This is a genomic window from Rheinheimera mangrovi, from assembly GCF_003990335.1.
In the GTDB taxonomy this organism is placed as follows: Bacteria; Pseudomonadota; Gammaproteobacteria; order Enterobacterales; family Alteromonadaceae; genus Pararheinheimera; species Pararheinheimera mangrovi.
Genome location: NZ_CP034683.1, coordinates 1,692,497 through 1,719,269 on the forward strand (window position 1 = coordinate 1,692,497; position 26,773 = coordinate 1,719,269).

At 41.6% G+C, this 26,773-nt stretch carries 22 protein-coding genes; 19 read left to right on the plus strand and 3 right to left on the minus strand.

Annotated elements, in window-relative coordinates:
- The first annotated feature begins 15 nt into the window (after positions 1-15).
- From EK374_RS07665 to galE, 19 genes are all read left to right on the plus strand, one after another.
- Positions 16-1,548, plus strand: a complete 1,533-nt coding sequence (locus tag EK374_RS07665; RefSeq protein WP_127021656.1) for a lipopolysaccharide biosynthesis protein — start codon at positions 16-18, stop codon at positions 1,546-1,548.
- Complete coding sequence (locus EK374_RS07670) at positions 1,545-2,465, plus strand: WavQ (RefSeq protein WP_127021658.1); 921 nt, start codon at positions 1,545-1,547, stop codon at positions 2,463-2,465. Before EK374_RS07665 ends, EK374_RS07670 begins: the two co-directional genes overlap by 4 nt.
- 6 nt (positions 2,466-2,471) lie before the next feature.
- Positions 2,472-3,704, plus strand: a complete 1,233-nt coding sequence (locus tag EK374_RS07675) for an O-antigen ligase family protein (RefSeq protein WP_127021660.1) — start codon at positions 2,472-2,474, stop codon at positions 3,702-3,704.
- Between the two features lie 26 nt (positions 3,705-3,730).
- Positions 3,731-4,555, plus strand: coding sequence for a glycosyltransferase (locus EK374_RS07680; RefSeq protein ID WP_127021662.1), 825 nt, complete (start codon positions 3,731-3,733; stop codon positions 4,553-4,555).
- 13 nt (positions 4,556-4,568) lie between these two features.
- A complete protein-coding gene (locus tag EK374_RS07685) occupies positions 4,569-5,702 on the plus strand; it encodes an N-acetyl sugar amidotransferase (RefSeq protein WP_127021664.1) in 1,134 nt (377 codons plus the stop codon).
- Positions 5,699-6,313, plus strand: coding sequence for an imidazole glycerol phosphate synthase subunit HisH (gene hisH / locus EK374_RS07690; protein WP_127021666.1), 615 nt, complete (start codon positions 5,699-5,701; stop codon positions 6,311-6,313). The genes EK374_RS07685 and hisH overlap by 4 nt, the downstream gene beginning before the upstream one ends.
- Before the next feature lie 2 nt (positions 6,314-6,315).
- Positions 6,316-7,080, plus strand: coding sequence for an AglZ/HisF2 family acetamidino modification protein (locus EK374_RS07695; protein ID WP_127021668.1), 765 nt, complete (start codon positions 6,316-6,318; stop codon positions 7,078-7,080).
- Between the two features lie 40 nt (positions 7,081-7,120).
- The gene (locus EK374_RS07700) at positions 7,121-9,253 is read left to right on the plus strand and encodes a bi-domain-containing oxidoreductase (RefSeq protein WP_127021670.1); all 2,133 of its coding nucleotides are present in this window, start codon (positions 7,121-7,123) and stop codon (positions 9,251-9,253) included.
- A gap of 422 nt (positions 9,254-9,675) precedes the next feature.
- On the plus strand, positions 9,676-10,902 hold the full coding sequence (locus tag EK374_RS07705; protein ID WP_233280368.1) for an alginate lyase family protein: 1,227 nt from the start codon (positions 9,676-9,678) through the stop codon (positions 10,900-10,902).
- Positions 10,903-10,906: 4 nt separating this feature from the next.
- Positions 10,907-12,079, plus strand: a complete 1,173-nt coding sequence (locus EK374_RS07710; RefSeq protein ID WP_127021674.1) for a glycosyltransferase family 4 protein — start codon at positions 10,907-10,909, stop codon at positions 12,077-12,079.
- Positions 12,069-13,028 (plus strand): UDP-glucose 4-epimerase family protein, encoded by a 960-nt coding sequence (locus EK374_RS07715; protein WP_233280369.1) that lies wholly within the window; start codon positions 12,069-12,071, stop codon positions 13,026-13,028. The genes EK374_RS07710 and EK374_RS07715 overlap by 11 nt, the downstream gene beginning before the upstream one ends.
- A 29-nt stretch (positions 13,029-13,057) precedes the next feature.
- Positions 13,058-13,612, plus strand: coding sequence for a sugar transferase (locus EK374_RS07720; protein ID WP_127021676.1), 555 nt, complete (start codon positions 13,058-13,060; stop codon positions 13,610-13,612).
- Positions 13,613-13,797: 185 nt separating this feature from the next.
- The gene (locus EK374_RS07725) at positions 13,798-15,723 is read left to right on the plus strand and encodes a polysaccharide biosynthesis protein (RefSeq protein WP_233280370.1); all 1,926 of its coding nucleotides are present in this window, start codon (positions 13,798-13,800) and stop codon (positions 15,721-15,723) included.
- Between the two features lie 250 nt (positions 15,724-15,973).
- Entirely contained in the window at positions 15,974-17,878 is a 1,905-nt protein-coding gene (locus EK374_RS07730) for a polysaccharide biosynthesis protein (RefSeq protein WP_164731939.1), read from the plus strand.
- Positions 17,879-18,011: 133 nt separating this feature from the next.
- Positions 18,012-18,464, plus strand: coding sequence for a hypothetical protein (locus EK374_RS07735; protein ID WP_127021680.1), 453 nt, complete (start codon positions 18,012-18,014; stop codon positions 18,462-18,464).
- A gap of 74 nt (positions 18,465-18,538) precedes the next feature.
- Positions 18,539-19,225 (plus strand): YjbF family lipoprotein, encoded by a 687-nt coding sequence (locus EK374_RS07740; protein ID WP_164731841.1) that lies wholly within the window; start codon positions 18,539-18,541, stop codon positions 19,223-19,225.
- Positions 19,222-19,983: a capsule biosynthesis GfcC D2 domain-containing protein gene (locus EK374_RS07745; protein ID WP_127021684.1), complete on the plus strand. Its 762-nt coding sequence runs from the start codon at positions 19,222-19,224 to the stop codon at positions 19,981-19,983. The genes EK374_RS07740 and EK374_RS07745 overlap by 4 nt, the downstream gene beginning before the upstream one ends.
- The gene (locus EK374_RS07750) at positions 19,980-22,076 is read left to right on the plus strand and encodes a YjbH domain-containing protein (RefSeq protein WP_127021686.1); all 2,097 of its coding nucleotides are present in this window, start codon (positions 19,980-19,982) and stop codon (positions 22,074-22,076) included. Before EK374_RS07745 ends, EK374_RS07750 begins: the two co-directional genes overlap by 4 nt.
- Before the next feature lie 139 nt (positions 22,077-22,215).
- The gene (galE, locus tag EK374_RS07755) at positions 22,216-23,229 is read left to right on the plus strand and encodes a UDP-glucose 4-epimerase GalE (protein WP_206099306.1); all 1,014 of its coding nucleotides are present in this window, start codon (positions 22,216-22,218) and stop codon (positions 23,227-23,229) included.
- A 3-nt stretch (positions 23,230-23,232) separates the two neighbouring features.
- On the opposite strand, the gene EK374_RS07760 is transcribed toward galE, so the two are convergent.
- From EK374_RS07760 to EK374_RS07770, 3 genes are all read right to left on the minus strand, one after another.
- Complete coding sequence (locus EK374_RS07760; RefSeq protein WP_267898328.1) at positions 23,233-24,849, minus strand: response regulator; 1,617 nt, start codon at positions 24,847-24,849, stop codon at positions 23,233-23,235.
- A gap of 109 nt (positions 24,850-24,958) precedes the next feature.
- Positions 24,959-25,984 carry an MJ1255/VC2487 family glycosyltransferase gene (locus EK374_RS07765; RefSeq protein ID WP_127021692.1) on the minus strand — a complete coding sequence of 342 codons (1,026 nt, stop codon included), beginning with the start codon at positions 25,982-25,984 and terminating at the stop codon, positions 24,959-24,961.
- Positions 25,985-25,997: 13 nt separating this feature from the next.
- Positions 25,998-26,579, minus strand: coding sequence for a thymidine kinase (locus tag EK374_RS07770; RefSeq protein ID WP_127021694.1), 582 nt, complete (start codon positions 26,577-26,579; stop codon positions 25,998-26,000).
- Positions 26,580-26,773 lie beyond the last annotated feature (194 nt).

The following is a 26,773-nucleotide window of genomic DNA, read 5'->3' on the forward strand; positions in this document are numbered from 1 at the left end:
GGAAGTAAGTAATTAATGCTAATTAAGTTAGGAGTGTTGTATGGGGCGCAAACATTAAAGGCATTACTTCCTTTGGTGTTTGTACCTTTAATACTTGATATTACTGGACCAGAGCAATATGGCTTGGTGTCTTTGTTAGCTTTGTTTATTGGTCTTTTAGGTTTGTTAGATGCGGGGGTTAGTGGCGGTATAACACGCTTAGTCGCAATTCATAAGAATGATGTTCAGGGTGTCAAAAAAGTTTTTTCGTTTTACTTAAAAGTTTTTTGCGTACTTTTCGCAGTAGCTATACTTTTATTTACTTTCGTTGTTTTATCAAAGGATCTTATTGAAAATAATTGGTTGAAATCAAATCTAAAACCGGAAATCGTATCTCAGTCTCTCCTGATTATGGGTTTTATACTGTTCGTGTCTTACTTGAAGACATACCTTACTAGTTTTTTAAATGGTTTAGAAAGACAAGTTCCATTAGCTTATTGGTCTGTCACTTCCACTTTAGCGTATTACTTTGGCTCCTACTTAGGTTTAGTTTATTCCTCTGGGGATATTTTGGTTTATTTCTTAATCATGCTTGTGGTAAGTGTTATTGATTTTCTAGTCGTTTCTTCGCTGGTTTTGTACTATTACAGTGTTGAGAAGACGATGCTCGCTAAAAAAAATGTCTTAAATTACATATCTTCTTCATATCAAAATGAGAATATCAAAGTAAGGGATTTTGTTGGAACGACTATTCATTTGTCAGGCCTATCCCTTTTGTGGGTCGTGGCAACGCAGGTGGACAAATTAGTATTAACGAAATATATCCCATTGGAAGAATTTGCCTATTACCAGATAGCAACTCAAGTTTCTTTGTGTCTTGGCCTATTTACCGTGCCATTAACTCAATTTTTATTACCTCGGCTTTCTTCTTTGTTTTCCAACGGTGACTCAGACAGACTGTCTGAATTATTTACAAAATTCTTCTTGGCTTTTATTGCTATTGTTACACCGATAATACCTTTATTTTTCTTGTGTGGAGCAGAGCTTATTTATGTTTGGATTGGTTCTAGAGATATTTCTGAAAATGTGAATGGTTATGCTAAATGGCTTATATCATCAGCTTACTTTTATGGAATTACTAATTTCTTGTTTATTATTCTCTTCGCGGTGGGGAAGCTAAAATATCACTTTAGAGCATATTCACTTTACTCACTTCTTACTATTCCGCTATCAGTGATCGTTGCTATGAAATTTGGCGGAGAAGGAAGCGCATTTTTCATATTTCTTCATTCTATGATATTTATGTTTTTCTGGTCTGGTTTTGTTTTAAACAGTTTAATTCCGAAGTTGATTAAGTATGGATTTATGGTCTTTACAGCGTCACTACTATCTTCCGTTAGTATCCTTATTTTAAACAAACTAGTATTCTTTAATCTTGGTGTAGTTTGGTTTGCGTTAACATCAGTGGCTTGTTGTGCGCTAGCTTCAGTGGTTATTTTGCATCTTGTATTTTCGAAATATAAATCTATTTTTATTTTCAAGGCGCGGTTTAGTGAGGTTTTTAAATGAAGAAGTTTATTTGTTTTACCCCGTCTTATGATGAAAATAGCGGTGGTACCGTTGTTCTCCATAAACTATGTCACGTCCTTAATGAGTTAGGTTATGAATCTTATGTTTTTCCTTATGCTTACACGTATGAGGTGAATAGATTCAATATTATTAAAAATATTTTTAATCTTTTAAAATGGTCCGTTTATAACAGCATCCGACCATTCAAGACCAATAAATTTTTTAATACGCCAGTATTTTCAGGTTCTATTAAAAATCTTAATGATTATATAGTGATATATCCAGAAGTTGTTTTTGGCAATCCATTACAAGCTAAAAACGTAGTTAGATGGCTTCTTCATCAGCCAGGATTTCATGAAAATCGATTTTATTATAGCGCAGGTGAATTAATCTATAAATTTAACTCAGCTATTAAGGATTTTGAATTTCCTGGCTCGGTAACTTCAAAAAATGAATTAAAGGTAATTCACTACCCTTTGGAATATTATAACACTGCTGATTTACCTTCTAGTCGTAAAGGTTATTGTTACTGCGTTAGAAAGGGAAAGGGTAAAAAGCATATAAAAGATCACTCCACTGATACTTTAATTGACGATTTACCTCATTCGAAAGTGGCAGAGATTTTTAAGAATTCTGAATTTTTTATTAGTTATGATACCTATACAGCCTATTCAATTTTCGCGGTACTTTGTGGATGCAAATCGATTGTTGTTGGTGACGAAGGTGTTGAGGAGCGAGATTGGTACCCAAACCAAGTGGACCGATTCGGCTTATCTTACGGTGTGCCATATAATAATTGGGCGGAAGAAACTAAAGGTTTAGTTTTGGAACATGTCCTTAGTGAAAATGCTAAGGTCGATAAAGCAGTAAGTCTTTTTGCTTTGGAATGCATAGACTATTTTGAAAATAAGGCCTGACAACAGATGAATAGCACTGCAGGCTTGTCGTGTGCGCAGAGTATGGTTAGTACTTCTTCTAAAAATTACAATAATGTAAGCATTATAGCCGTTTTATTTATTTTGTTCTCTCCGGCAGTAAGCTTTGATGTGTTTTATATATTAAATTTTATCTTTTTCACCCCATTTTTGCTTTCAAATAGGAATAAGTTTAATTTTAAAACAATGTCCTTCCTGCTCTCAGTTTTTTTTCTATTTTTCACGTGGGCTATATTCAAATCGATTATATTTGGAAATGTTTACGATATAAAAGAGTTTGTTAAAATAACTCTCTTTGTGTTTGTTTTTTTTTCAGTCTCTGATAAAAATTTAAACGCATTTCATAATGCGCTACTTTTTTATGTAATTGCCGATTTCTGCGTATCACTTTTCCAATTTTTTCATTTGAGTTTTCCATTTTCTGAACTTATTTCAAGCATTTATAATAGCTCCTCGCACAGCGAGTTTTCCTCCTCGCTCAATAGTGTTAGAGCTCTGGGGTTGTCGCCAGGTCCTGGACAGCATGGTATTTTGGCAATTTTTTCATTCTCTTTTTTTCTGATGCGATACAGTTTTTCAGATTATCGGTATACAAGCTTGCTTGGTGTTATATTATCTGTTGGATTAATTGTACTTTCGCAATCTAAAACTGCAATCTTGATCTTGGTGATAATGTTTGCTATTTACTCCTTTTTGGTTATGGCAACAAAAGGTTGGTCTTCGGTTTTCTTTGTTCTCTCAATAATTTGTGTTGCTTCTTTTAGTGTGTTTTCTTATTGGGACATGCTGACTGCTACGTTTTATGATTTGAAACGTCTAGCTGAATTTGGATTGAAAGTATCTTCAATGGGAGCTCGTATTGAAATTTGGCTTGCTCAAATAGGTGCTGTTATTGATTCAAACGTAGTGTTATTTATTTTTGGTGCAGGCAGGTCCTATCTCGAATTCTTGGGCGTGTATAACAATAGTTTTGATAATGATTACGTATATGTTTTTGTATGTTATGGAGTGGTCGGTTTGGTGTTTTTTATTAGTATTGCCTCTATTTTTATATGGAAATTGTTTCATTTTTCCACCTTAAGTGAATCTAATAGAGTCATTACATTCGTAATAGTCACTGGCCTGTTCATGGGTACTAGTTTGGATTTTTACTCAGACGTCAAAATGATAGCACTTCTAGCGTATCTATTCAGAGTCCATTATAATGCAATCAAATGTTAATCTAATTTTTGGAGCCGGTTTTACTTATGCGTGTATCATATGTAGTTACAAATTTTAATAACACTGATTTTACTGAAAAGATGCTAGAATCTTTAAAGCACTGTTCTAATGAAATTCATGTATTCGTTGTGGATAATGGAAGTAGTAAGGTAGAGCAAGGCAAGTTGGTTGAGCTCAGTAAATTACATAGCTTTTGGGTAACCGCTATTTTTAACGAAAATAATCTTGGCTATTTCGAAGGTTTGAATGTGGGTATTCGAAGAGCCAGACAAGATTTCCCACATGTTGAATTAATGGTTGTGGGTAATAACGACCTCATTTTTCCGGAAAATTTTTTGCAACAACTAGAGCAAAGCGCTGACGTCGTATCCCGTTATCCAGTTTTGTCACCTGATATCCGCATGTTGGATGGGACACCACAAAACCCTCATGTGATTAAGTCTATAAGTAAAGTGAGGGAAGTCGTTTACGATTTATACCATTCCAGTTACTGGCTTGCTGGGCTCATTGTCAAACTTGCGAAGTTAACTCATGGCCTGACAGACCGTGAAGATGAAAAACAGTATGAAGTAGCTCAAGAAATTTATCAGGGATATGGCGCGTGTTATGTGCTTACTCCATTGTTTTTTAAGAATTTTAATGATTTGTGGGCACCTACCTTTCTGATGTACGAAGAGTTTTTCTTGTCAAAGCAGCTTGAGGAGAAAGGCTTTAAAACGTACTATGAGCCCCGTATTTCTGTAACTCATTACTGTCATGCTTCAACAGGCATGATCCCAGGTGAGCTTAAGTGGCAATATTCTTGCCAGGCTCATAAAGAATATCGTAAGTACGTTAAAGTTTGGCGCTAAAGGATCTGAATTAATGCGTGAATATCAAGTTTGTACCAATTGCGTGATGGATACCACCGATTCGAAAATTGTATTTGATGATGAAGGTGTATGTGATCACTGTAATACCTTCTTTACCGACATTCAGCCTAAATGGCATACCGACGAGGTAGGCCTTAAAAACATTATGGCAATCGCCGACAAGATTAAAGAAGAAGGTAAAGGGAAAGACTTTGACTGTATTATAGGTATGAGTGGTGGTATTGATAGCTCCTACCTTACCTACCTAGCCAAGGAGAAGCTTGGCTTGCGCCCTTTGGTATTTCATGTTGACGCTGGCTGGAACTCTCAGACCGCAGTAAATAATATTGAAAAGATAGTCGACAAACTTGGGCTTGATTTATATACGGAAGTAATAGATTGGGAAGAGATGAAAGATCTTCAGTTAGCTTTCATTAAATCTGGTGTATCGCATATTGATAGCCCGCAGGACCATTCTTTCTTTGCAACTATGTATAAGTTTGCAGCAAAATATAAGGTTAATTATATTTTGACCGGTGGGAATTTCTCTACAGAGTGTGTTCGTAACCCACTCGAATGGATGTATTATCAGTCAGATGCTACTCAGCTTGTTGATATTCACAAGAAGTTTGGCACTATCCCATTAAAAAATTACCCGGTCACAAATATTTTGTGGCACAAAGTTTATTTGCCTTACATTCGCGGCATTAAACTGATTCGTCCATTAGACTACATGCCATATCACAAAGAAGAAGCTACACAGTTTTTAGTCGACAACTTTGGTTATCAGCGTTACGCGCAAAAGCATTTTGAATCCAGATTCACCAAGTTCTATGAAGGCTACTGGTTACCCAAAAAATTTGGTTATGACACAAGAAAAGTTCAGTACTCAAGTTTAATTCTGACTGGGCAAATGACTCGTGAAGAAGCATTAGAGAAGTTAAAAACTCCTGCGCATGACGATGAGCAAATTGCCAACGAGTTTGAGTATATTGCTACGAAGTTGGGTATCACTGTTGATGAATTGCAAGGTTATATGGATGCACCAAACAAAACTTACCGCGACTATAAAAACCAGCAAAGTATTTATGATATTGGTGCGAAAGTGATGCGTGCTTTCGGGTTGGAAAAAGGAGGCAAGCGTTGATTGGAATCGTGGATTACGGCTTAGGAAATCTCAGCGCGTTTTCTAATATATTCAAGCAGTTGAATATATCTTTTAAAGCGGTCAAAACAGAAGCCGACTTTCAGTCAATTGATAAGCTGATCCTTCCTGGCGTTGGCGCATTTGATTATGCTATGCAGCTTTTGAATAATTCTGGAATGCGTGACACGCTGGACGACTTGGTTCTTAATAAGAAAATGCCAGTGTTAGGCGTTTGCGTAGGTATGCAAATTATGGCCAATTCCAGCGAAGAAGGTTCTTTGCCAGGGTTAGGCTGGGTTGATGGAACTGTAAAGAAAATTGATGTAACCAAGCTAAATCACAAGCCTACTATTCCTCACATGGGGTGGAATCAGGTTCGAGCGACAAAGGATATTGAGATTTTTTTAGGTATTGATTACGAGCAGGGTTTTTATTTTCTGCATTCTTATTATTATGATGCTGAAAATCCTCAGGACATACTTGCTGTATCAGAGTATGCAGGGGAGTTTGCTTGTGCTGTGCATAAGGAGAATATCTACGGATTTCAGTTTCACCCTGAAAAAAGTTTATTAAACGGAGTTACACTCCTTAAAAATTTTGCGAATTTATAATTATGCTGCGTTCAAGAATCATTCCCTGTTTGCTCGTTAAAAATAAAGGACTGGTTAAAACAGTCAATTTTAAAGATCCTAAGTATGTCGGTGACCCGATTAATGCAGTTAAAATTTTTAATGAAAAACTTGTTGATGAGCTTGTTGTTCTTGATATCGATGCCTCAAAAGATAATCGAGAACCTGATTACAAGATGATAGAAAATCTTGCTACAGAATGCCGTATGCCGTTTTGTTACGGTGGAGGTATTAAAACTGTTGAACAAGCAGTTAGGATTAGTAATTTGGGGGTTGAAAAGGTAGCGTTAAGTTCTTCTGCACTTGAGAACCCAATGTTAATAACTGAGATTGCCAGTGCCATCGGTAGACAAAGCGTAGTTGTTGTTCTCGACGTTAAGAAAACTCTTTTTGGCGGTTATGATTGTTATATTTACAATGGCACAAAGAAAGTGAAAGGTGATGTTGTAGAACTTGCTAAAAAGGCTCAGCAATTAGGCGCAGGTGAAATTGTTGTTAACTCTATTGATAATGACGGTAAAATGGCTGGCTATGATCATAAATTGATCAGATTGATTCGCGCTGCAATAGATATTCCCCTCACTGTACTTGGTGGTGCTGGCTCTCTAAGCGACATTAAATCGGTGATTGATGAACATAAAATTATAGGTGTTGCTGCAGGTAGCCTGTTTGTATTTAAAGGAACCTACAAGGCAGTTTTGATCAATTACCCCTCTGTAGAAGATAAGAAATTACTCAATAAGAGCTGAACTCAGCTCGAAAGCTCAATATTTTTCCAAAGGCTTAATGATGAAGCAAATTCTCCAAGACCTTGCCAAAGGTGCTACCACTGTCGTTCAGGCACCTACGCCTTCTGTGAGTTCCGGGCACCTGCTGATTAATACTACATGCAGTCTGATTTCTGCAGGTACGGAGCGTATGCTAGTCGATTTTGGCAAGGCGTCTTTAATTGACAAAGCCAGACAGCAACCTGAAAAAGTAAAAATGGTGCTTGAAAAGGTTCAAACGGATGGTTTGTTAACCACTATAGATGCTGTGCGCTCAAAGCTGGGGCAGCCACTTCCTTTAGGTTATTGCAACGTTGGTGTTGTTGAGGCTGTTGGTAAAGGGGCAGAGCAGTTTAAGCCTGGTGACCGTGTGCTTTCTAATGGACCGCATGCAGATGTAGCACGAGTGCCAAAAAATTTATGCGCCATAATCCCGCATAACGTTAGTGACGAAGCTGCTGCCTTTACTGTAGTGGCCAGCATCGGCTTACAAGGTATACGTTTAGCTGAACCAACCTTAGGTGAATCTGTAGTAGTTACAGGCGTAGGCTTAATTGGTTTATTAACAGTACAGTTGTTACGCGCCCAGGGTTGTCGGGTACTGGCTATAGATTTTGATCAACGTAAACTTGAACTTGCCAAACAATTTGGTGCAGAAATCTGTAACCCTGGAGCTGGTGAAGACCCGGTCGCAGCTGGTATGGCATTTAGCCGAGGTCATGGTGTTGATGCTGTTATTATTACGGCGTCTACTAAATCGAATGATCCTATAACCCAAGCTGCCCGAATGAGCCGTAAACGTGGCCGTATTGTGTTAGTTGGTGTAACAGGCCTTGAATTAAATCGTGCAGATTTTTATGAAAAAGAATTAAGCTTTCAGGTTTCTTGCTCTTACGGCCCAGGCCGCTACGAACCAGATTATGAGCAAAAAGGTCTGGATTACCCACTGCCTTTTGTGCGCTGGACTGAACAACGTAACTTTGAGGCTGTGCTTGATATGTTGTCTGCAGGCGCACTTGATGTAGAAGCCTTGATTACACACCGTTTCATATTTGAAAATGCTGCAGAAGCTTATTCGGTTTTAACAGACGATAAAGCTGCACTGGGTATTTTATTAAAGTACCCAAGCGAATTTAATGAACGGCACATCCGTTCTGTAAGCTTATTACAGACTTCATTTACAGCTGATAAGCCGACTTTAGGCTTTGTTGGCGCTGGAAATTACGCTTCCAGAGTGTTGATCCCTGCGTTTAAAGCTGCAGGCGCTCAGCTGCATACTATTAGCACCTCAGGGGGGATTAATAGTGTTATCCATGGCGAAAAAGCGGGGTTTGCGAACGCATCTACTGATACACAAGCTCTGCTGGAAAACCCGCAAATAAACACTGCAGTTATTGTTACTCAACATAACAGTCATGCTTATTTCACAGAACAAGCTTTAAAACATGGCAAACATGTATTTGTAGAAAAGCCGCTGGCTATCGACAAAGAAGAATTGGCGAAAGTAGAAGCTGCGTATCGTCAAACCGAAGGCAAGCAGTTGTTGATGCTTGGTTTTAACCGTCGTTTTTCTCCGCAAATACAAAAGATGAAGTCGTTGCTCAATGCAGTGAAAGAACCTAAGTCTTTTATTATGACCATGAACGCAGGCGCCATTCCTGAAGATCACTGGACTCAGGATAATTCGGTGGGTGGTGGTCGAATCATAGGTGAAGCTTGCCACTTCATCGACTTAATGCGTTATCTGGCAGGCTCAGAAATTATATCTGTTCAGGCTCGACGTATGGGAGACAATTCACACCAGTCTATAACTGAAGACAAAGCCGCCATTATTTTAGGTTTCGCAGATGGGTCTTTTGGTACCATCCATTACTTTGCAAATGGATCATCAAGCTTTCCGAAAGAAAGGGTTGAAGTGTTCACTGCTGGACGGGTGTTGCAATTAGATAATTTCCTGAAACTAAAAGGTTTCGGTTGGCCTGGTTTCTCGAAAATGAATTTGTGGCGTCAGGACAAAGGGCAAGTCGCTTGTTGTCAGGCCTTTTTAGCTGCTATTAATGAAGGCAAAGAGTGCCCAATTCCAGCTGATGAAGTGTTTGAAGTGGCAAGAGTTTCTATTGAAATAGCAGAGCAATTAAGAATACAACAGGGCTAAGGATGCAACTGCTCACTAAACTTCAGCGGCTTTACCACACGGTAAGGCCGCTGCGCTTTGAACAAATAGCTTATAGAATTTACTATAAGCTATTTCCATTGCGACACATTTCATCCGATTCGACCTCTTTAAGTTCTACCGATTGGATCTGGCATGGGCCAGAGGTCGTTGAGCCGTCATTTTTAGGCGGTAACCAAGTTTGTTTTCTGAACCTGTCCGGTCAGGTTCAGTCAGCTCAGGACTGGAATAGTCCTGCCTTTGAAAAACTCTGGCTGTATAACCTGCACTATTTCGATGACTTGAATGCCCGAGGCAGTCAGCAAAGAACCGCAACACAACTTGCTCTGGTAGAGCGTTGGATGGCGGAAAACCCTGCAGTATCAGGCAATGGCTGGGAGCCTTATCCTTTGTCGCTGCGGTTGGTGAATTGGATCAAGTGGTATAAAAGGGCAAAACTGAATAAGCCCGAAATTATTCGTAGTATAGATCTTCAAGCAAAAGCCCTGAGCAAACAGCTTGAATATCATATTTTAGGAAATCACTTGTTTGCCAACGGCAAAGCACTGGTATTCTCCGGTTGTTTCCTTAAAGGGATTGCTGCCGATAAATACCTTGATTCTGGATTAAAGATCCTTGATCGCGAAATACCAGAGCAGTTTCTGAAAGACGGTGGGCATTTTGAGCTTAGCCCTATGTATCATTGTATTTTACTTTGGGATTTACTGGAGTTGCTACATTTAGCTCAGTTGTCCGGAAATACTAAGTTGAATACAAGGGTAGAGCCTTGGTCAGATATTGCACGAAAGGGTTTGATCTGGCTTAAAACAATGCTTCATCCGGACGGCGAGGTTAGTTTTTTTAACGACAGTGCCATAGGTATAGCTGCTACACCGCAGCAAATATTTGCTTATGCACAATCACTAGGGCTCTTTGTTAGCGAATCTGTACCAGAGCCCCTGCACACTTTATCTGAGAGCGGCTATAGCAAAATTAGTATGCCTGATCACAGCTTGATTTTTGATCACGCTCAGGTTGGGCCTGATTATTTGCCGGGTCATGCACATGCGGATAGCTTAAGTTTCGAATGGTCGTTGGGTTTACAGCGTGTATTTGTCAATTCGGGAACATCGATTTATGGTGTCAGTGCCGAACGTTTAAGGCAACGCCAAACCGCTGCACACAATACTGTTGTTGTGAATGGAGTCGATTCTTCTGAAGTTTGGAGTGGTTTTAGGGTTGCGCGCCGTGCTAAAGCTACTTTGGAGAACAGCAGTGTTTCAGATGAGATGGTGACTATTACGGCATCTCATGACGGATATTGCAGATTGTCTGACAAAGTAGTGCACAGACGCTCAGTGTCTATGATGCCAAACCAACTTCAGGTTAAAGATACTCTGATCGGACGTTACCACAGTGCGGTAGCTCACTTTCATTTGCATCCGAACATCACTGCAGTACAAAAAGACGATACGAATATCATGTTAACTTTACCAAAAGGTCAGGTCGTTCAATTTAAATCCGCCTTTTGCTGCCGGATCATAAAAACCACCTGGCATCCTCGTTTTGGTCAGTCCGTGCCTTCTTTAAAAATTGAAGTTCAGTTTAAAGAGAATGAGTTGGCTACCTCTGTAACATTAGTGAAGGTATAAGCTTTTGAAAATTCTTGTGTTGTCGTTTTATTATCAGCCTGATTTATGTGCGGGTTCATTCCGTTGCACTGCATTAGTTGAACAATTGAAGCAGCAAAAAGATGTGGAACTGGAAGTGATTACCACGTTGCCAAATCGTTACGCATCTTTTTCTGCTCAGGCACCAGGACATGAAGTAACAGACGGAGTTGAAATACATCGTATTGCTTTACCTTCGCATAAAAGTGGCATGCTGGATCAGATCAAAGCTTTTACTGCTTTTTACAGGCAAGCTTTAAAGATTTCCAAAGATAAAAAGTATGATTTGGTATTTGCAACTTCATCCAGATTATTTACCGCATTTCTTGGCGCACGCATAGCCTCTGCTAAGAAGTTGCCTTTGTATCTGGATATCAGAGATATCTTTGTTGATACCATTAAAGACGTATTACCGGCTAAAATTACTTGGCTGGCAAAACCGATATTTTCCTGGATTGAGTCTTACGCTTTTGGCCGTGCTAAACGTATTAATTTAGTTTCCAAAGGTTTTGCCGACTATTTTTCCAGTCGTTATCCTAAGGCTGAATACCGCTGGTTTACCAATGGTATTGATAATGAATTTCTGGCTGTTGCTCCACAATCTTCGGTGGTTTCTGAAGTTTCAGGTCCGGTGACTGTGCTTTATGCTGGTAATATGGGCGAAGGGCAGGGGTTACACACTATACTGCCTGCATTAGCAAAACGTCTGGAAGGAAAAGCCAGGTTCAGAGTCATTGGAGATGGTGGGCGCAAGGCAGTTCTCCAGCAGCATCTGAAGGATATTCCTAACGTTGAATTATTGCCCCCTGTCAGTCGTAATGAATTGATTCGTGAATATCAAATCGCTGATATTTTATTTTTACATTTAAATGACTATCCTGCTTTTCGTAAAGTGTTGCCATCAAAGATTTTTGAGTATGCTGCTTTAGGTAAGCCTGTGTGGGCTGGCGTTTCTGGTTATGCTGCTGACTTTCTGAAAGAAGAAGTAAGTAACTCCTCTGTCTTTTATCCTGGGAATGACGAAGAAGCCTATCGCTCTTTTGATACTTTGGAATTAGGGGTAAGTCCAAGAACAGAATTTATTACCAAGTTCTCCCGCCGGCAAATTATGGCTGAAATGGCTAAGGACATAGTGAGTTTGGTGAGGCATGATGATTAATAAAACAATACTCCTTACTGGGGCTACTGGCTTTGTAGGCAAGGCTCTGGTGTCAGCTCTGCACACCAAAGAGCTTCGTTTGTTGAGCCGCAAAGATCCACAGCAGACTCAAGGTATATTTTGCCAGGCAGAGATAGACAGCTCTGCAGATTATTCAGCTTACCTGCACAATGTTGATGTTGTTATTCATACCGCGGCTCGCGTTCATGTGATGGATGAAAGCAGCAGTGATCCTTTAAGTGCTTTTAGGGAAGTGAATACAGCGGGCACAGCTAATCTTGCGAGACAAGCTGCGGCGTCAGGAGTGAAACGATTTATTTTTGTCAGCTCCGTGAAAGTAAATGGCGAAAGCACGACAAACAAAAAGCCGTTTCGCTATGACGACATCCCTGCACCGGAAGACGCTTATGGTTTGTCGAAAAAAGAGGCAGAAGAAGAGCTTTGGGAAATTTGCAATGGAACTCAGATGGAGTTGGTGATTATCAGACCTCCTTTAGTTTATGGTCCGGGAGTAAAAGCAAATTTTGCCGCTATGATGAAATTGGCACAAAAGAACCTTCCTCTTCCTTTTGGCTCAATTCATAATAAGCGTAGTTTGGTGGCTTTAGATAATCTGGTTGATTTAATACTGACCTGTGTTTCACACCCTAAGGCGGCTAATCAGACGTTTCTTGTGAGCGATGACGAAGATCTGTCCACTACCGAATTGCTCGAAAAAATGACTCGTGCCGCTGGAAAAAAGCCTTGGCTGTTGCCTTTTCCTGTTTCTTTGATGATAGGGGTTGCAGTAATTCTTAAAAGAAAGGCGATAACAGATCGTTTATTTGGAACGCTGCAGGTTGATATTCAGCACACCAAAGATACGCTGAGCTGGAAGCCTATACTTAACGTGGACCAAGCTTTGAAAGCTTGCCTGCATCTGTCCGTTTTGAAAGCGAAAAAAAACTAATTGATGGAATTACCATCTGGCGAGGAAAAATGCTCATTCGTGTTTTTGATATCTGTTTTTCTTTTTTAGGCTTGCTGTTTGGTTTTCCCATTCTGCTGTTGTTAACTGTTATTGGCTTGTTTGATACGGGTTCACCGATCTTCCGACAGGAGCGGGTGGGGCGCCATAAAAAGCCTTTTACACTGGTGAAGTTCCGTACTATGAGGCCTGATACTGCTTCTGTCGCCAGCCATTTAGCCAGTGCTGTCGCCATAACACCTTTTGGTGGCTTTTTACGGAAAACCAAGCTGGATGAATTGCCACAGTTATGGAATGTGTTAAAAGGGGAAATGAGTTTGGTCGGGCCGCGGCCTTGTTTGTTTAATCAGGACGAGTTAATTGCGGAACGTGAGCAACGTGGTGTTTTTAATTTCCGCCCTGGCATCACCGGTTTAGCGCAGGTCAATGAAATTGATATGTCCACGCCTGTGTTATTGGCTGAAACTGATCAGAAAATGTTATCTAACTTGTCATTGAAAGATTATTTTAAGTACATCTTTATGACAGTTGCAGGCAATGGTTCAGGAGACAGAGTTAAAAGATAATATGGGGTTTAAGTTGATCTTTGCGGTGTTTCAACTCCATTTCATAAGGCAATACGTAGCAACTATAAATTAAAAGGTTTAAACTTTATCGCTTCGAGCCAAAGTCCTACTCGGCCGCTTATTCTTTAGACCGTGTAAAGTTGTGCCTATATTATGTAGTTTATTCGCTAATTCTGGAGCGTGTTTTGGGTAAATTTTCTTCTAAGTTTTTGTTTCGGTGCTTAACTCCGCTGATGACTCTATCTCGACCACTCAAGCATTTTGTTTCTTTAATTGTAGATAGTCTTGTTTTGTTTATTGCGTGGGGAGGTGCATATTATCTTCGTTATGACCATTTCTCACTATTTGAAGACAATAATTTTGTGCTTAGCTTTGGAGTGGTATTAATTATTACTCTGATCGTTCTTAACGGCCTTGGTTTGTACAGGGCAGTGGTGCGTTACATGGGGTTGCGAACCATGTTATCTATAGCATTTGGTACTGCTATATCTGCCTTTTTCCTTCATTTGGCTATTCAAGCAAATGCAGTGCTCTACAGTGCATCGGTTATTTTAAATTACGTATTTTTTTCATTTTCGGGCATTGCAGGTATCCGAATTTTGCTAAGGGAGATTGTATTAGCTGGCAGCCGCGACGCGCATCACAAAGTATTAATTTATGGCGCTGGTGCCAGCGGCAGACAATTGTTGCTGGCGTTGGCCAATAGTGTTGAATTTCGTGCAGTCGCTTTTATTGATGATGACCCTTCTTTTCATGGCGTAATGATTCGGGATGTGAAGGTGCACGCACCGGATTGCATCGAAGATGTGATTAAAAAGTACGGTATCAGTCGCATTCTACTTGCTGTGCCTTCGGCAAGTCGCGGCACAAGAGCAAAACTTATAGAACGCCTTGAACCGCTGGGCCTACCTGTGTTGACTATTCCTGGTATGACGGATTTGGTCGACGGCAAAATGAAAATTGATGAGCTGCAGGACGTTAAAATTGAGGACCTGCTTGGCAGGGACGCGGTTACGCCCGTTCAATCTTTATTAACAGCCAATATTACTGGCAAAGTAGTTATGGTAACAGGTGCTGGTGGCTCCATAGGCTCTGAGTTATGCCGGCAAATTATTATGCAGGCGCCAGCTAAGCTGGTGTTATTTGAAGCTTCCGAGTTCGCGTTGTATGAAATAGATAAAGAACTAAATGGCACAATTGCTGCGATGCAATTGGATGTTCAGTTGCTTCCGGTTCTGGGTTCTGTAGTTGATCAGCAGCGTCTACAGCGCATGATGGAAAGTTATAAAGTGCAAACGGTTTATCATGCCGCAGCCTATAAACATGTGCCTTTGGTTGAATTTAATGTGATAGAAGGTTTGCGAAATAATTTGTTTGGCACCTGGCATACGGCTGAAGCAGCAATAGCTGCTGGGGTTGAAACCTTTGTGCTGATCTCAACCGATAAAGCGGTGCGCCCAACCAATGTGATGGGAACGACCAAACGTTTGGCAGAACTTACATTACAGGCTTTAGCAAAAAGGCAGCAAAGCACCCGTTTTTGCATGGTCAGGTTTGGTAATGTTCTAGGTTCATCTGGTTCAGTTGTACCTTTATTTCGAAAGCAGATTAAAAAGGGGGGGCCTATCACACTGACTCATGAAGACATTACCCGCTACTTTATGACTATTCCTGAAGCGGCGCAGTTGGTTATTCAGGCCGGTTCTATGGGAGAGGGCGGTGATGTTTTTGTTCTGGATATGGGCGAACCTGTTAGAATTTATGATTTAGCCAGAAAGATGGTGCACTTGATGGGGTTGGAGCTGAAAAATAAACAAAACCCTAATGGTGATATAGAAATCAAGATTACCGGCTTGAGGCCAGGTGAGAAGTTATATGAAGAGCTGTTGATTGGTGATGATGAAAAACCGACTCGCCATCCACGGATTAAAGCTGCAAATGAGGTTTACTTGAGTTGGACCGACATGCAGGCCTTGCTAAGTGAGCTAAGTGAAGCCTCTATTAATTATGATTTAGAAAAAATCAGGGCTTTAATGCTCAGTGCCCCCACAGGCTTTAACCCAACCGACGGAATTTGCGATTTATGGTGGCAAGTTAATCAAAGAATTTGATGCTGTCCATTCATCTGGTATTAACGCTTAGTTACTATTCTTTTGTTGTACCAAGTTAGAGAAATATGTAGTCTTTCTGTAAATATTGATTCCTAAGGACATTTTTATTCATATAAAGTTCATTTTTGTTAGGTTAAAACTGGTAGATAGTAAGACGCTAGCCTAAGCTGTTGGTCGGTAAACCAGTCATATTACAGACAAAAATGGGTTGTGCTATGAATGAAGAGGGAGTGAAAGCGTGACGTGGATTATGTCGCTACCCCGGAATATAAAGCGCGGGATTTCTCTTAGTGCAGATGCAGTGTTTCTGATAAGTGCATTATGCGCAGCCTTTTGGCTTAGCGGCATTTTAGACCCTCTTGCTTTTATCCTATCTTATAGTTTTGGGCTGTTAGTATGGCTTGGTTTTAGTCTGGCAGTTTTTTCTTCTTTAGGTTTGTACAGGGCCATTTTGCGTTATATGGCTCCTCAGGCCGTCGCTACTGTAGGTTATGGTGTTTTTGCCAGTTCAGCCGGAGTTATTGCCTTATGTTGGTTCTTACCTGCAGCTGATACTTTTCGCTTAGTGCTCTGCTTCGCTATTTTGGCTTTGATTTTTGTAGGCGGAAGCCGTTGGTTGTTTCGAAGTGCACTGCAAATGCACAGGCACAAAGCTAAAAGCCGAGTATTGATATATGGGGCAGGCTGTTCTGGTCGCCAGCTACTTTATGCGCTGCAAAGCGGTGATGACTACAGGCCTGTGGTTTTTGTTGACGACAACATTGAACTTCAAAAAACAACAGTCTGTGGATTAAGTGTTTTACCTTCTGAACTGCTTGCAAAAGCCATTGAACGTTATCGAGTAGACCGGGTTTTATTAGCTATGCCTTCGGCTGGGCGTGGCCGCAAGCGCGAATTGCTTGAAGGCTTATCTAAGTTGCCTGTACCAGTTCAGAGTATCCCTGGAATGGTGGATTTAGTGGCAGGTCATATGAAAATTGATGATTTGCAGGATATTCGTATTGAAGATTTACTGGGACGAGAAGTTATAGAGCCTGAACAGCATTTATTACAGGCAAATATCAGGCATAAAGTAGTGATGGTTACGGGAGCTGGTGGATCTATTGGCGCTGAGTTATGTCGTCAAATTATTCGCTGTAAGCCCACTGTTTTGGTGTTGTTCGATGTGTCAGAGTTTGCGTTGTATTCAATTGAGCGTGAGCTAAATGCGTTAAAACGTCGTTACGGTTATCAGTGTAGTCTAAAACCTGTGATTGGCTCAGTGCAGCAGCAAAAGTTACTTGAACAGGTGATGTTAGGGTTTCAGGTCCAGACGGTTTATCACGCAGCGGCATACAAGCACGTACCTTTAGTTGAATACAATATGGTGGAAGGTGTTAGAAATAACGTCTTTGGTACCTGGGCATGTGCTGAGGCGGCGATTGCGGCCAAAGTGGAGAGTTTTGTGCTGATATCCACAGATAAAGCTGTTCGCCCTACCAATGTGATGGGAGCCAGCAAACGTATGGCCGAATTGGTATTGCAAGGGTTGGCGAGCCGACAGACAGTTACCCGTATGTCTATGGTACGCTTTGGTAATGTATTGGGTTCGTCCGGATCTGTGGTGCCGCTTTTTGCGCAGCAAATAAAGTCGGGCGGCCCAGTTACTTTAACGCATAAAGAAATCACCCGTTTTTTTATGACCATTCCAGAAGCATCTCAGTTAGTCATACAGGCTGGCGCTATGGCAAAAGGTGGCGAAGTTTTTGTATTGGATATGGGCGAGCCTGTTCGAATTTATGATTTGGCGAAACGTATGATCCATTTGGCTGGTTTGAAACTGAAAGACAAAACGAATCCGAGTGGCGATATTGAAATTCAGATTACAGGGCTAAGGCCTGGTGAAAAATTATACGAAGAATTGTTAATTGGTGATAATGAAAGCCCGACTGAGCATGTCCGAATTCGAGCGGCAAAAGAACAGTTTTTATCCTGGCCAGCTACAATGTTAGTGCTTAACAGCCTGGATGTGGCCTGCCAGAGCTTTGACCAACAAATGCTCAGGCAAATATTACTTGATGCACCAACAGGCTTCGCGCCCAACAGTGAAATTTGTGATTTACTCTTTGTCGGCAGCCACGCCAGTGACGTAGTAAAGAAGGAGCTGGTGCATTAGGTTAATAGCAGATACAACAAAGTTTTCCAGCTTGGTATAAGTTGGAATGTTGTAAACCGACAACAAAAAAACGCTTGTCGGTTGTACGAAAAACCTCTATTCTAGAGGTATTGTTTTTAATAGGGATGATGTGATGAAAAAATTAAGCGTGTTAATGGCTGCTTTATTAATAACTTCTGGTGCAGTAATGGCTCAGGGTGAAGAGACTGGTGCTGCAGGTGCCGGTTCAGGTGCTTCAGCTGCAGGTGCCGGTTCAGGTGCTTCAGCTGCAGGTGCTGGTTTAGGTGCTATCGGTGGTATTGCTACTGGTACTATTGTAGCTGGTGCTATCGCTGCTGGTGTATTGGCTGCTGTTGTTTCTAACAACCGTAGTGATTCTCCAGTGGATTGCCCTACAGGCCAAACTTTGGTAAATGGTACTTGTACTCCAAATCCAGAACCAGAGCCAACTTGTAATGGTGCTGACCCTCTGGTTGGTGGTGTTTGTGTTGGTACTACCTCTACAGTAACTGTAACTGGTACAGGTACTTCTACAGGCACTATCACAGTTCCTGTAACTTTTACCTACGCTCCTTCAGTACAGTAAATCAGTGTAACTTGTTAAAAAGCCGCCTGATGGCGGCTTTTTGTTATCTGCAACTTTTGCTTGAAATGGATCTTATGCGCAACTTAGCCCTGCCTTTTATTTTTTTTGCTTTGGCAACCCTTTTTGGCTGTTCCAGCACTTTTCACACTTATACCCAGACCTTAGAGCTGGCTTTTAATCAAGGTGATGGCGCCAGTTTAACTAAAGCCGAGCTTGCTAGCCGGGAAAGTGACGTTTTATATGCCAAAGTAGGAACGCTACCTAATGCAGTTCTTGTTTTAGCTTATCTGGAACATGGTCAGTACAAATGGGTGTCGGCTGATGAAGCCTTGTTGGTGCTTGAAAAAGGCCGCTTAGTGAAGACAACGGGATTTGAAAATAACCTGCTGTATATCTCTAACAAAGAGTTGGATCCACTGAAACAACCCATGACAAAAATTCAGGTTGGACAGAGCTGGCAAGCCAAAACTGACTGGTCTGGAAAAGCAGAAACAGGGCATTTGCTACGTTATGAAATCATTGAAACAGAAATATCTTCTATCGAGCTATTGGACTATAGCTTTCAAACCAAACTGGTTACTGAACTCGTTACATTTCCAAACGGACAGACTGCAATTAATCAGTTTTGGTTTGATTTAAAAAGTGGTTGGTTATTAAAAAGCCGTCAAAACATTGCTCCATTTTGGCCGGAAGTTGAGCTGATTCATGTCAGCAGCGCTGGACGTTTGTTAGGCGTGATTAAAAAAGGGAGTTTAAGATGAATCGCTTGAGTTGTTTATTACTTGCTTTGGCTATTGCAGGATTGAATGTTGTAAAAGCTGCAACACCAGTGGTGTTGGTTGAGCATCAGGGCAAGTATCAGGGCTATTTTGAAAAGCCCAGATTGGGGTTGGTTGTCACTCAGTTTAATGCCTCAGCCTCTTTATACTGGCCTGCAGCCAGACTTTTTAAGGTGGATCTTGATACTAAGTTAAAGCTTGAACAACAACGCAAGCAACTTCTAAGTCGGTTAGCAGCACTTAAACTTGAGTTTCAACAGGATGCAGAACCTCAGTTAGCTGCAAGTGTTGAAAAGTTAGAACAGGATATAGCTGCCTGGGAATTAGCAGGTCATATGCAATTGTCGCTCGACCCAGACATAGTAAGAGCGAAAAAGTCGCTTAATCCTTTGCTTTCTGCTGGGCAATACAAGTTGTTAGTGAATGTCAGGCCTACGGTAGTGCAATTGGAAGGTTTAGTGGCCGAGAAAAACATTGCGCTAGCCGATGCTGTTTCTGTTGTGCATTATCTTGATTCAGTTTCAGTGCTTGATGGGGGCAGCAGTTCTTATCTTTATATTATTACTGCTGCAGGCAAGGTTTTAATAGCCAAAACAGGTTTATGGAATAATACCTATCAGGAAGTATCGCCTGGAAGCCTCTTGTTTGTTCCCTTTGAACAACGTTTTTTGCCTGAGGCTTTTAGTGATATTAATGAACAAATTGTAGAACTTTTGCTGCACAAGGTTGTTGCCCAATGAAGATGTCCTGTATAGCTACTATTATTTCTGCTTTGTTGTGTCCCACAGTTTTAGCACAAGAGTATTTTTCTCCGGCGCAAAATAATTACTCGCAAGGCAATCATGGCGGTATTGGTTTAATTCAAATGCCAACAGCTCGAATGAATGAGGCTGGAGCTTTTAGTCTGAATTACCAGGACAGCGAAGAGTACAGATTTTGGTCCGCGTCTCTGATGCTATTTCCCTGGATGGAAACCACAGTGCGTTATTCTGATGTGCGTACGCAACTGTATAGTGACGATCCTGGTTTTAGCGGAGACCAGACCTATAAAGACAAAGGCATAGACGTTAAGTTTAAGTTATGGCGTGAAAGTGAATTTTTGCCGGATCTCTCTGTAGGTTTTCGTGATTTTGGTGGTACAGGTTTATTTGAAAGTGAATTTATTGCAGCCAGTAAAAGATTAGGCCCTTTTGACCTGCATTTAGGTATAGGTTGGGGGTATTTGGGCCGTAAAGGGAATATTACTAATCCATTTTGTGAAATCAGAGACAGTTATTGTGAAAGGCCTGGTGGCTTTAGCGGTTCAGGCGGGAAAGTTGATTATCAACGTTTTTTTAAAGGCCCAGCCTCTTTGTATGGTGGTATAGAGTATCAAACGCCATGGCAACCATTAAGGCTAAAACTGGAATACGATGGCAATAACTACCAGCAAGACAAAGCTGGGGCTTTAGTACAAGATTCTGATTTTAATATTGGTGCTGTCTATGCGTTAAATGAATCTTTTGATTTAAATTTAAACTACCAGCGCGGTAACACCTTTGGTTTTGGTGTGAATTACAAACTTGATTTTAATAAACTAAAACAGATCAAATTAGACCCTCCCCCTAAGGAAGTTCCTGATATAAGGGTGGTGTCTATAGACGAATTAGATAAAGCGCAACTTCGCCAGGATTTGTACTTAAACGCTGGTTTTGTGGTCAATAATTATGTTTTAAAAGACGATGAAATTATCTTAAAGGGTTCACAGATTGCCTACCGTGATGAAGATGTTGCAATGAACCGTATAGGGCGAGTGTTGGCAACACATTTACCTGAGCGTATTAAAACCTACCGGATAGTGATCCAGGTGATGGATTTACCTATGGTAGAGACCGTAATCAATGCGGAGCAGTTTGTAAAAGCTGCGCGTTATGAAACGCCAGAAGCTGATGTAAAAACAACGTACCACAGAACACAACCATTGTTAGCTAAAGACGAGCAGTGGGCTGTGGAGCGCATAGAAAGTGGTTTTGGATATAGCGCCGATATTTTCTGGATCCAGACTTTTGGTAACCCTGAAAGCTTCTATATGTATCAAGGCGGCTTATTATTGGGCGGTGGTTATCAGTTCAATACTAACTTTAGTTTGCAAACTACAGTTAAACTGAATTTGTTATCTAACTTCGATCAATTTAACTTTAAAGTAGATGCCCAGAATACAGGTGTGCCTCGTGTTCGTACTTATGTTCGCGAATATGTCAGCCGTAGCGATGTCACTATGGAGAACTTATACGGTCTTTGGAAAGATGAAATAGCAGATAACTGGTATGGCCAAGCTTATGCGGGTTATTTAGAAACCATGTATGGTGGCGTAGGTGGCGAAGTCTTGTATAAGCCAATAGATACAACGCTTGCCATTGGTTTAGATCTTAACTACGTACGGCAACGGGACTATGACAGTGATGTTGCATTTTTTGACTATAAAACCGTAACAGGTCATTTAAGTTTCTATTGGACTCCTCAATGGTTAAAAGACACCATGATTACAGCAAGTTTTGGCCAGTATCTGGCCAAAGATAAAGGTGTCACAGTAGATTTTGCTAAACGTTTTGATAGTGGCATTGTAGTTGGTGCTTATGCCGCTATTACTGATATGTCATCAGAAGAATATGGAGAAGGTAGTTTTACTAAAGGTTTTTATGTGTCAATTCCATTTGATGTATTTTCATTGAAGTCTGCTACTGGCCGCGGTCGTATTCCATGGATACCTATTGCCAGAGATGGTGGTCAGATGTTAAATAAGCCAGTTAACTTAAATGCACTAACGGAATCTCGTGCACCTTTTACAAGGTAGTTCTGATTAAATAAATGAAAGCCTCCTCGGAGGCTTTCTTTATTTACGCAGTGAGGCTTTGGCTGAAACTTTCCAGCCGTTAGATACCTTAAGCTTCAAACTTACTTTTGTTTTTACAGTTAAATCAATAGGATTTGTGATGAGTTATGTTTTGTTAACTGGCGGCTCTGGTTATATCGGCAGTCACACGGCTTTGGCCTTGCTTCGCGCAGGTGAGCAGGTGATTAGTTTTGATAATTACAGCAATTCCAGCCCGGAATCGTTAAGACGTGTCGAGCAGTTAGCCGGAAAATCAATGGTTCAGATTAAAGGTGATGTGTTGGATGCAGATGCTTTGGCTGCAGTTTTTAAACAATATCCTGTCAAAGCTGTAGTGCATTTTGCCGGTTTAAAAGCTGTAGGGGAATCTACACAAAAGCCTTTGTGGTACTACGAAACCAACGTAGGCGGCACTATTAAGCTTTGTCAGGTTATGGCGGAATTTGGTGTGAAGAATCTGGTATTCAGTTCATCGGCCACTGTGTACGGTAATGCGCAAAATAGCCCGCTACCGGAAACTACTCCAACTGTCGCTATGAATCCTTACGGCCAATCTAAACTAATGACAGAATGGGTGTTGCAGGATTTACAGCGTTCAGACAGCAGTTGGAATATAGCTGTATTGCGTTATTTTAATCCTGTGGGTGCTGATGCAAGTGGTTGTATTGGCGAAGACCCAAATGGCATTCCCAATAATCTGATGCCTTTTATTACGCAAGTTGCGGTAGGTAAAAGATCAGAGTTGCAAATTTTTGGCAGTGATTATCCCACTGCAGATGGTACAGGTGTTCGTGATTATATTCATGTCACAGATTTAGCCGCAGGCCATGTTGCTGCTTTACAGCATCTATCCAAAGGCGAGGGCTTTGATGTTTTTAATTTAGGCAGTGGGTTGGGGCTATCTGTGCTGGACATAGTGACGCGCTTTGCGGCAGTGAATCAGTTAGAAGTACCTTACCAGTTTGTCGAACGACGTCCTGGCGACGTGGCTCGTTATTTTGCCGATCCATCTAAAGCAAAAGCGGTGCTGAACTGGCAAACAGAAAAAACACTGGATGATATAGTTCGCGACAGCTGGAACTGGCAAAAAAACAATCCCAACGGCTACAACTAAATTTCACAACATCTGCTGAATTTGCTCTTTGATGAAGCTGTATCTTTTACGTTGATCTTTGGGGAGTTCTGCTTCGTCTATTACGTTCATGCATTTGTGGGCCAGGTAGATTAGATCCTCGTTTAAACGACCTCGCTGGCTAATGGCTTGCAGTAAGTTCATGGCGATGCTGGCGTTGGCTGGCATGGTTTTTTGTGCTTCGATAAAGTAACTAATAGCTTCGGAGTAATGGCCCAGGCTGTAAGCTTCCATACCAGCGTTGTGCGTTGCCATCATGCTGGATCTTTTGCTGCTGTATTTGTCCTGCTCGGATAAAAACATCATATTCAGTACTTTGTTGTATAAGTCGGCACTTTGCGACAGGGTGTTTAAACTGCCCATATAGTGGTCGCTCATCGCCAAATTGCCGCTTTCAAAATAAGCTCTGCCTCTATCCAGTAAAGCGGAAGGGGACAAGGTTTTGCCTAAACTTAACTCTTCGCTTTGTTGCAGTAAGTGTTTCGCTTTTTCGGTTTTGCCTTCCAGCACAGCGGCACGGGCTTCAATCACCAGCTTGTCGTGCTCGTATGTCGCCGGATTAAAACGTTTTTTTACGTCTTTGAGAAAATAATCAACTTTGCCAAGTACATTGCGTTTGTCTCGTATGGATAGATCCTGTGCATTCTGAATCATGGCTCGGGCATAATTCAGCATATTATCGGCCGTGTCGTAGATGGAATACTTGGCGGCTTCGAGTAATTTGCTGTGAATCCGTACTGCCAGATCTGGTTGATTGTTGATCACAGCTAAGTTAGCCAATACGTGCTGGCGCAAGTAGTTCTTGGGGGATGCTTCGGCAACAATACGTACTGTATTAAAGGCCTCATCAGTTCTATTTTGGCTCAAATACAAACGAGTAAGCCAATCCAATGCTTCAATTTTTGTTTCAGCCTGATCAACAAGCTCAATCAACATACCTTCAGCTTCTGTATCCTGCTCCTGATAGCCTTTAGCTACAGCTATGCCGAGCTTAGCCCATGGCAGTTCTCTGAAAGCCAATACTTCGTTGTACAAAGCTTCCGCTTCTTTATAGCGACCAACTTTAACAAGCAACTCGCCTTTGAGTCTTTGGGTATAGGTGCGGTGTATAGGATATTGTTCTAAAGCAACATCACAGGCCTGAATTGCGTCAGGGTAGTTTTCTTCCGCGATCATTTGATAAGCGTACTTTAAGGCACGTTTCACCTCAAAGGCACGGCCTATGCGACGTTCCAGTTCGGCGTAGCTGAAGGGTTTTAACAGGTAATCATCGGGTAGGAACTCAATCATGCCATACACAGACTGGCGATGGCGTTCGCCACTGACCACAATAAAACAGCAGTCGTGCTTCAGGCAGTGCTCTGCTTTTAGGGCTTCAAACAACTGATAACCGTCGCGGCCAACCCCTAAGTTATAGTCACATAAAATAAAATCGAAGTCGGTTTTTCTGCAGGCAGACATTGCAGTTTCAGCATTGCGGGCTACAACTACATGGTCGAAACCAATCAGCGCCAACATGCTTTTCATGTACGCTATCACTTGTTCGTAATCTTCAATGACCAGAACTTTTTTAGACCGGTAAAATGCTCGCTTAGATACCACTTAATGAAACACTCAACGTTCAACTCTTACGCCAACAGCCGTTAGCCTACCACAACATAAACCGACTTTGGGTATAAGTGACTTATTATACGGCGTGCAGGTTAGCCGCTCAGAGTTTGTGGTTTTGCCATAAATTAAGTTGTTGTAATTCAGTAGGGCAGGCTCCTGCGCGGATCCATGTAGCTAAAGCTAAAGCAACGTTCGCGTAGTGCACCTTATTTGCCCGTACTGGTGAAGCTAACCAGTCAGCAATCACTTCTGTATTTAGCCTGCTGCTGCTTTGCCCCAATTGCAGCTGTGTGAGCGCCAGTGCATTCGACTCTTGTTCCATTTGACCTTGCAGAGCTTTTACCAGAATACGCTTTTGCAGTTGTAGCGCTTCGCTAACCAGCTCAAAGCCGGCGTTGCTGATCACGGCACTGGATTGTTTTAAATCGCTTTTAAACTCATCAACACAAGGGCCTGAACACTGAATATGTCCCAGCTGATTTTTACTCAGGCCAGGGCCATACAGATAAAACTGATATTGGGTCAGAGGTTGCAGCCACTGGATCACCTGTTGTTGATCTTCAAACGGCAGGTACACCAGTACTTTGTTTGCATCTGCCGTATTGGCAGCCGGTTCTAAATCTACAATAGGCGGCAAAACAGGCTGATTAAAATGATGCCAGTGCAGGCCAATTTGCTGCTGGGCGGGGGCAAACCATTTAAAAATACCGCGGCTGAGTGGCGTGTCATGAGTTTGTGGGATCTGATGTAAAAACGCATATTGATGGCCAAAAGCGACGGAGCGCTTTTTCTGTTGCCGCGCAGCCCAGGCCGTGATGGGTTCAAAGTCCGTCAGTACTAAATCATAAGGAGTACAGTCGAGTTCACGGATATCACGCCAGAGTTCTAAAGGTTTGGCTTGTTGGGCTGTTTTCAGGTAATTGATGTGACCTTGTTCTGTGACAAAGGTCAGCCCGGTTTTGACTTGATAGTCGCCAAACTGTTGCATATCAAAAAGTTGATTGGCCGGACGGCCTGAAAATAAAAAATCAACAGCTATGCCCTCAGCGATAAGGTACTTGCCCATAGCGCGGGCTCTGCTGATATGTCCATTGCCTGTTGCCTGCACACCATACAAAACCCGCATCGAATCACTCCTGTCAGTCCCTCCAGACCAGCGCTTTAAAGTGGACGCGGCACATGGAGATATATTGATTATTCCCGCCTATTTGCACCTGGCTGCCTGTAGTCGCAGCCTGGCCGTTTTCGTCCAGCCGCACCACAAAATTGGCTTTACGGCCACAGTGACAAACCGTTTTTAATTCCACTAATTTATCTGCCCACGCCAGCAAGGCCTGACTGCCAGCAAAGGTTTCACCTAAAAAGTCTGTTCGAAGGCCGAAGGCCAATACAGGCACGTTCAGATCGTCAACCACATAAGTGAGTTGCTTCACCTGAGCTTTGGATAAAAACTGTGCTTCATCGATCAGCACACAGTCCAAAGCACCTTGTTGTTTCAAGGTTTTACAGGCGTCGATAAAGTCAAAGTTGGCGTCAAAAATCTGCGCGTCCATCGACAAGCCAATGCGTGAGCTAATTTTGCCAACCCCAAATCTGTCATCAATGGCAGCGGTAAACAGCGCCACTGTCATACCTCTTTCCTGATAGTTATAAGCACTTTGCAGTAAAGAGGTCGATTTGCCTGCGTTCATTGCCGAATAATAAAAATACAATTGCGCCATCTGCGTGGTCTCGTAAATTGAAGTCCGGCGCAGTATAACCAAAAGCATTAGTCTGGCGTAGCCTAACGTCGGAAGATGACAGTAAGAAGACAATTAACCTACACTCAAAGGGGCAGAGCTTAGGCTCGGACCTTTTATATTGCGGCTGCCTCAGAACTTAGGTTAATCTCTGATATCTTTACATTTTTTTGATG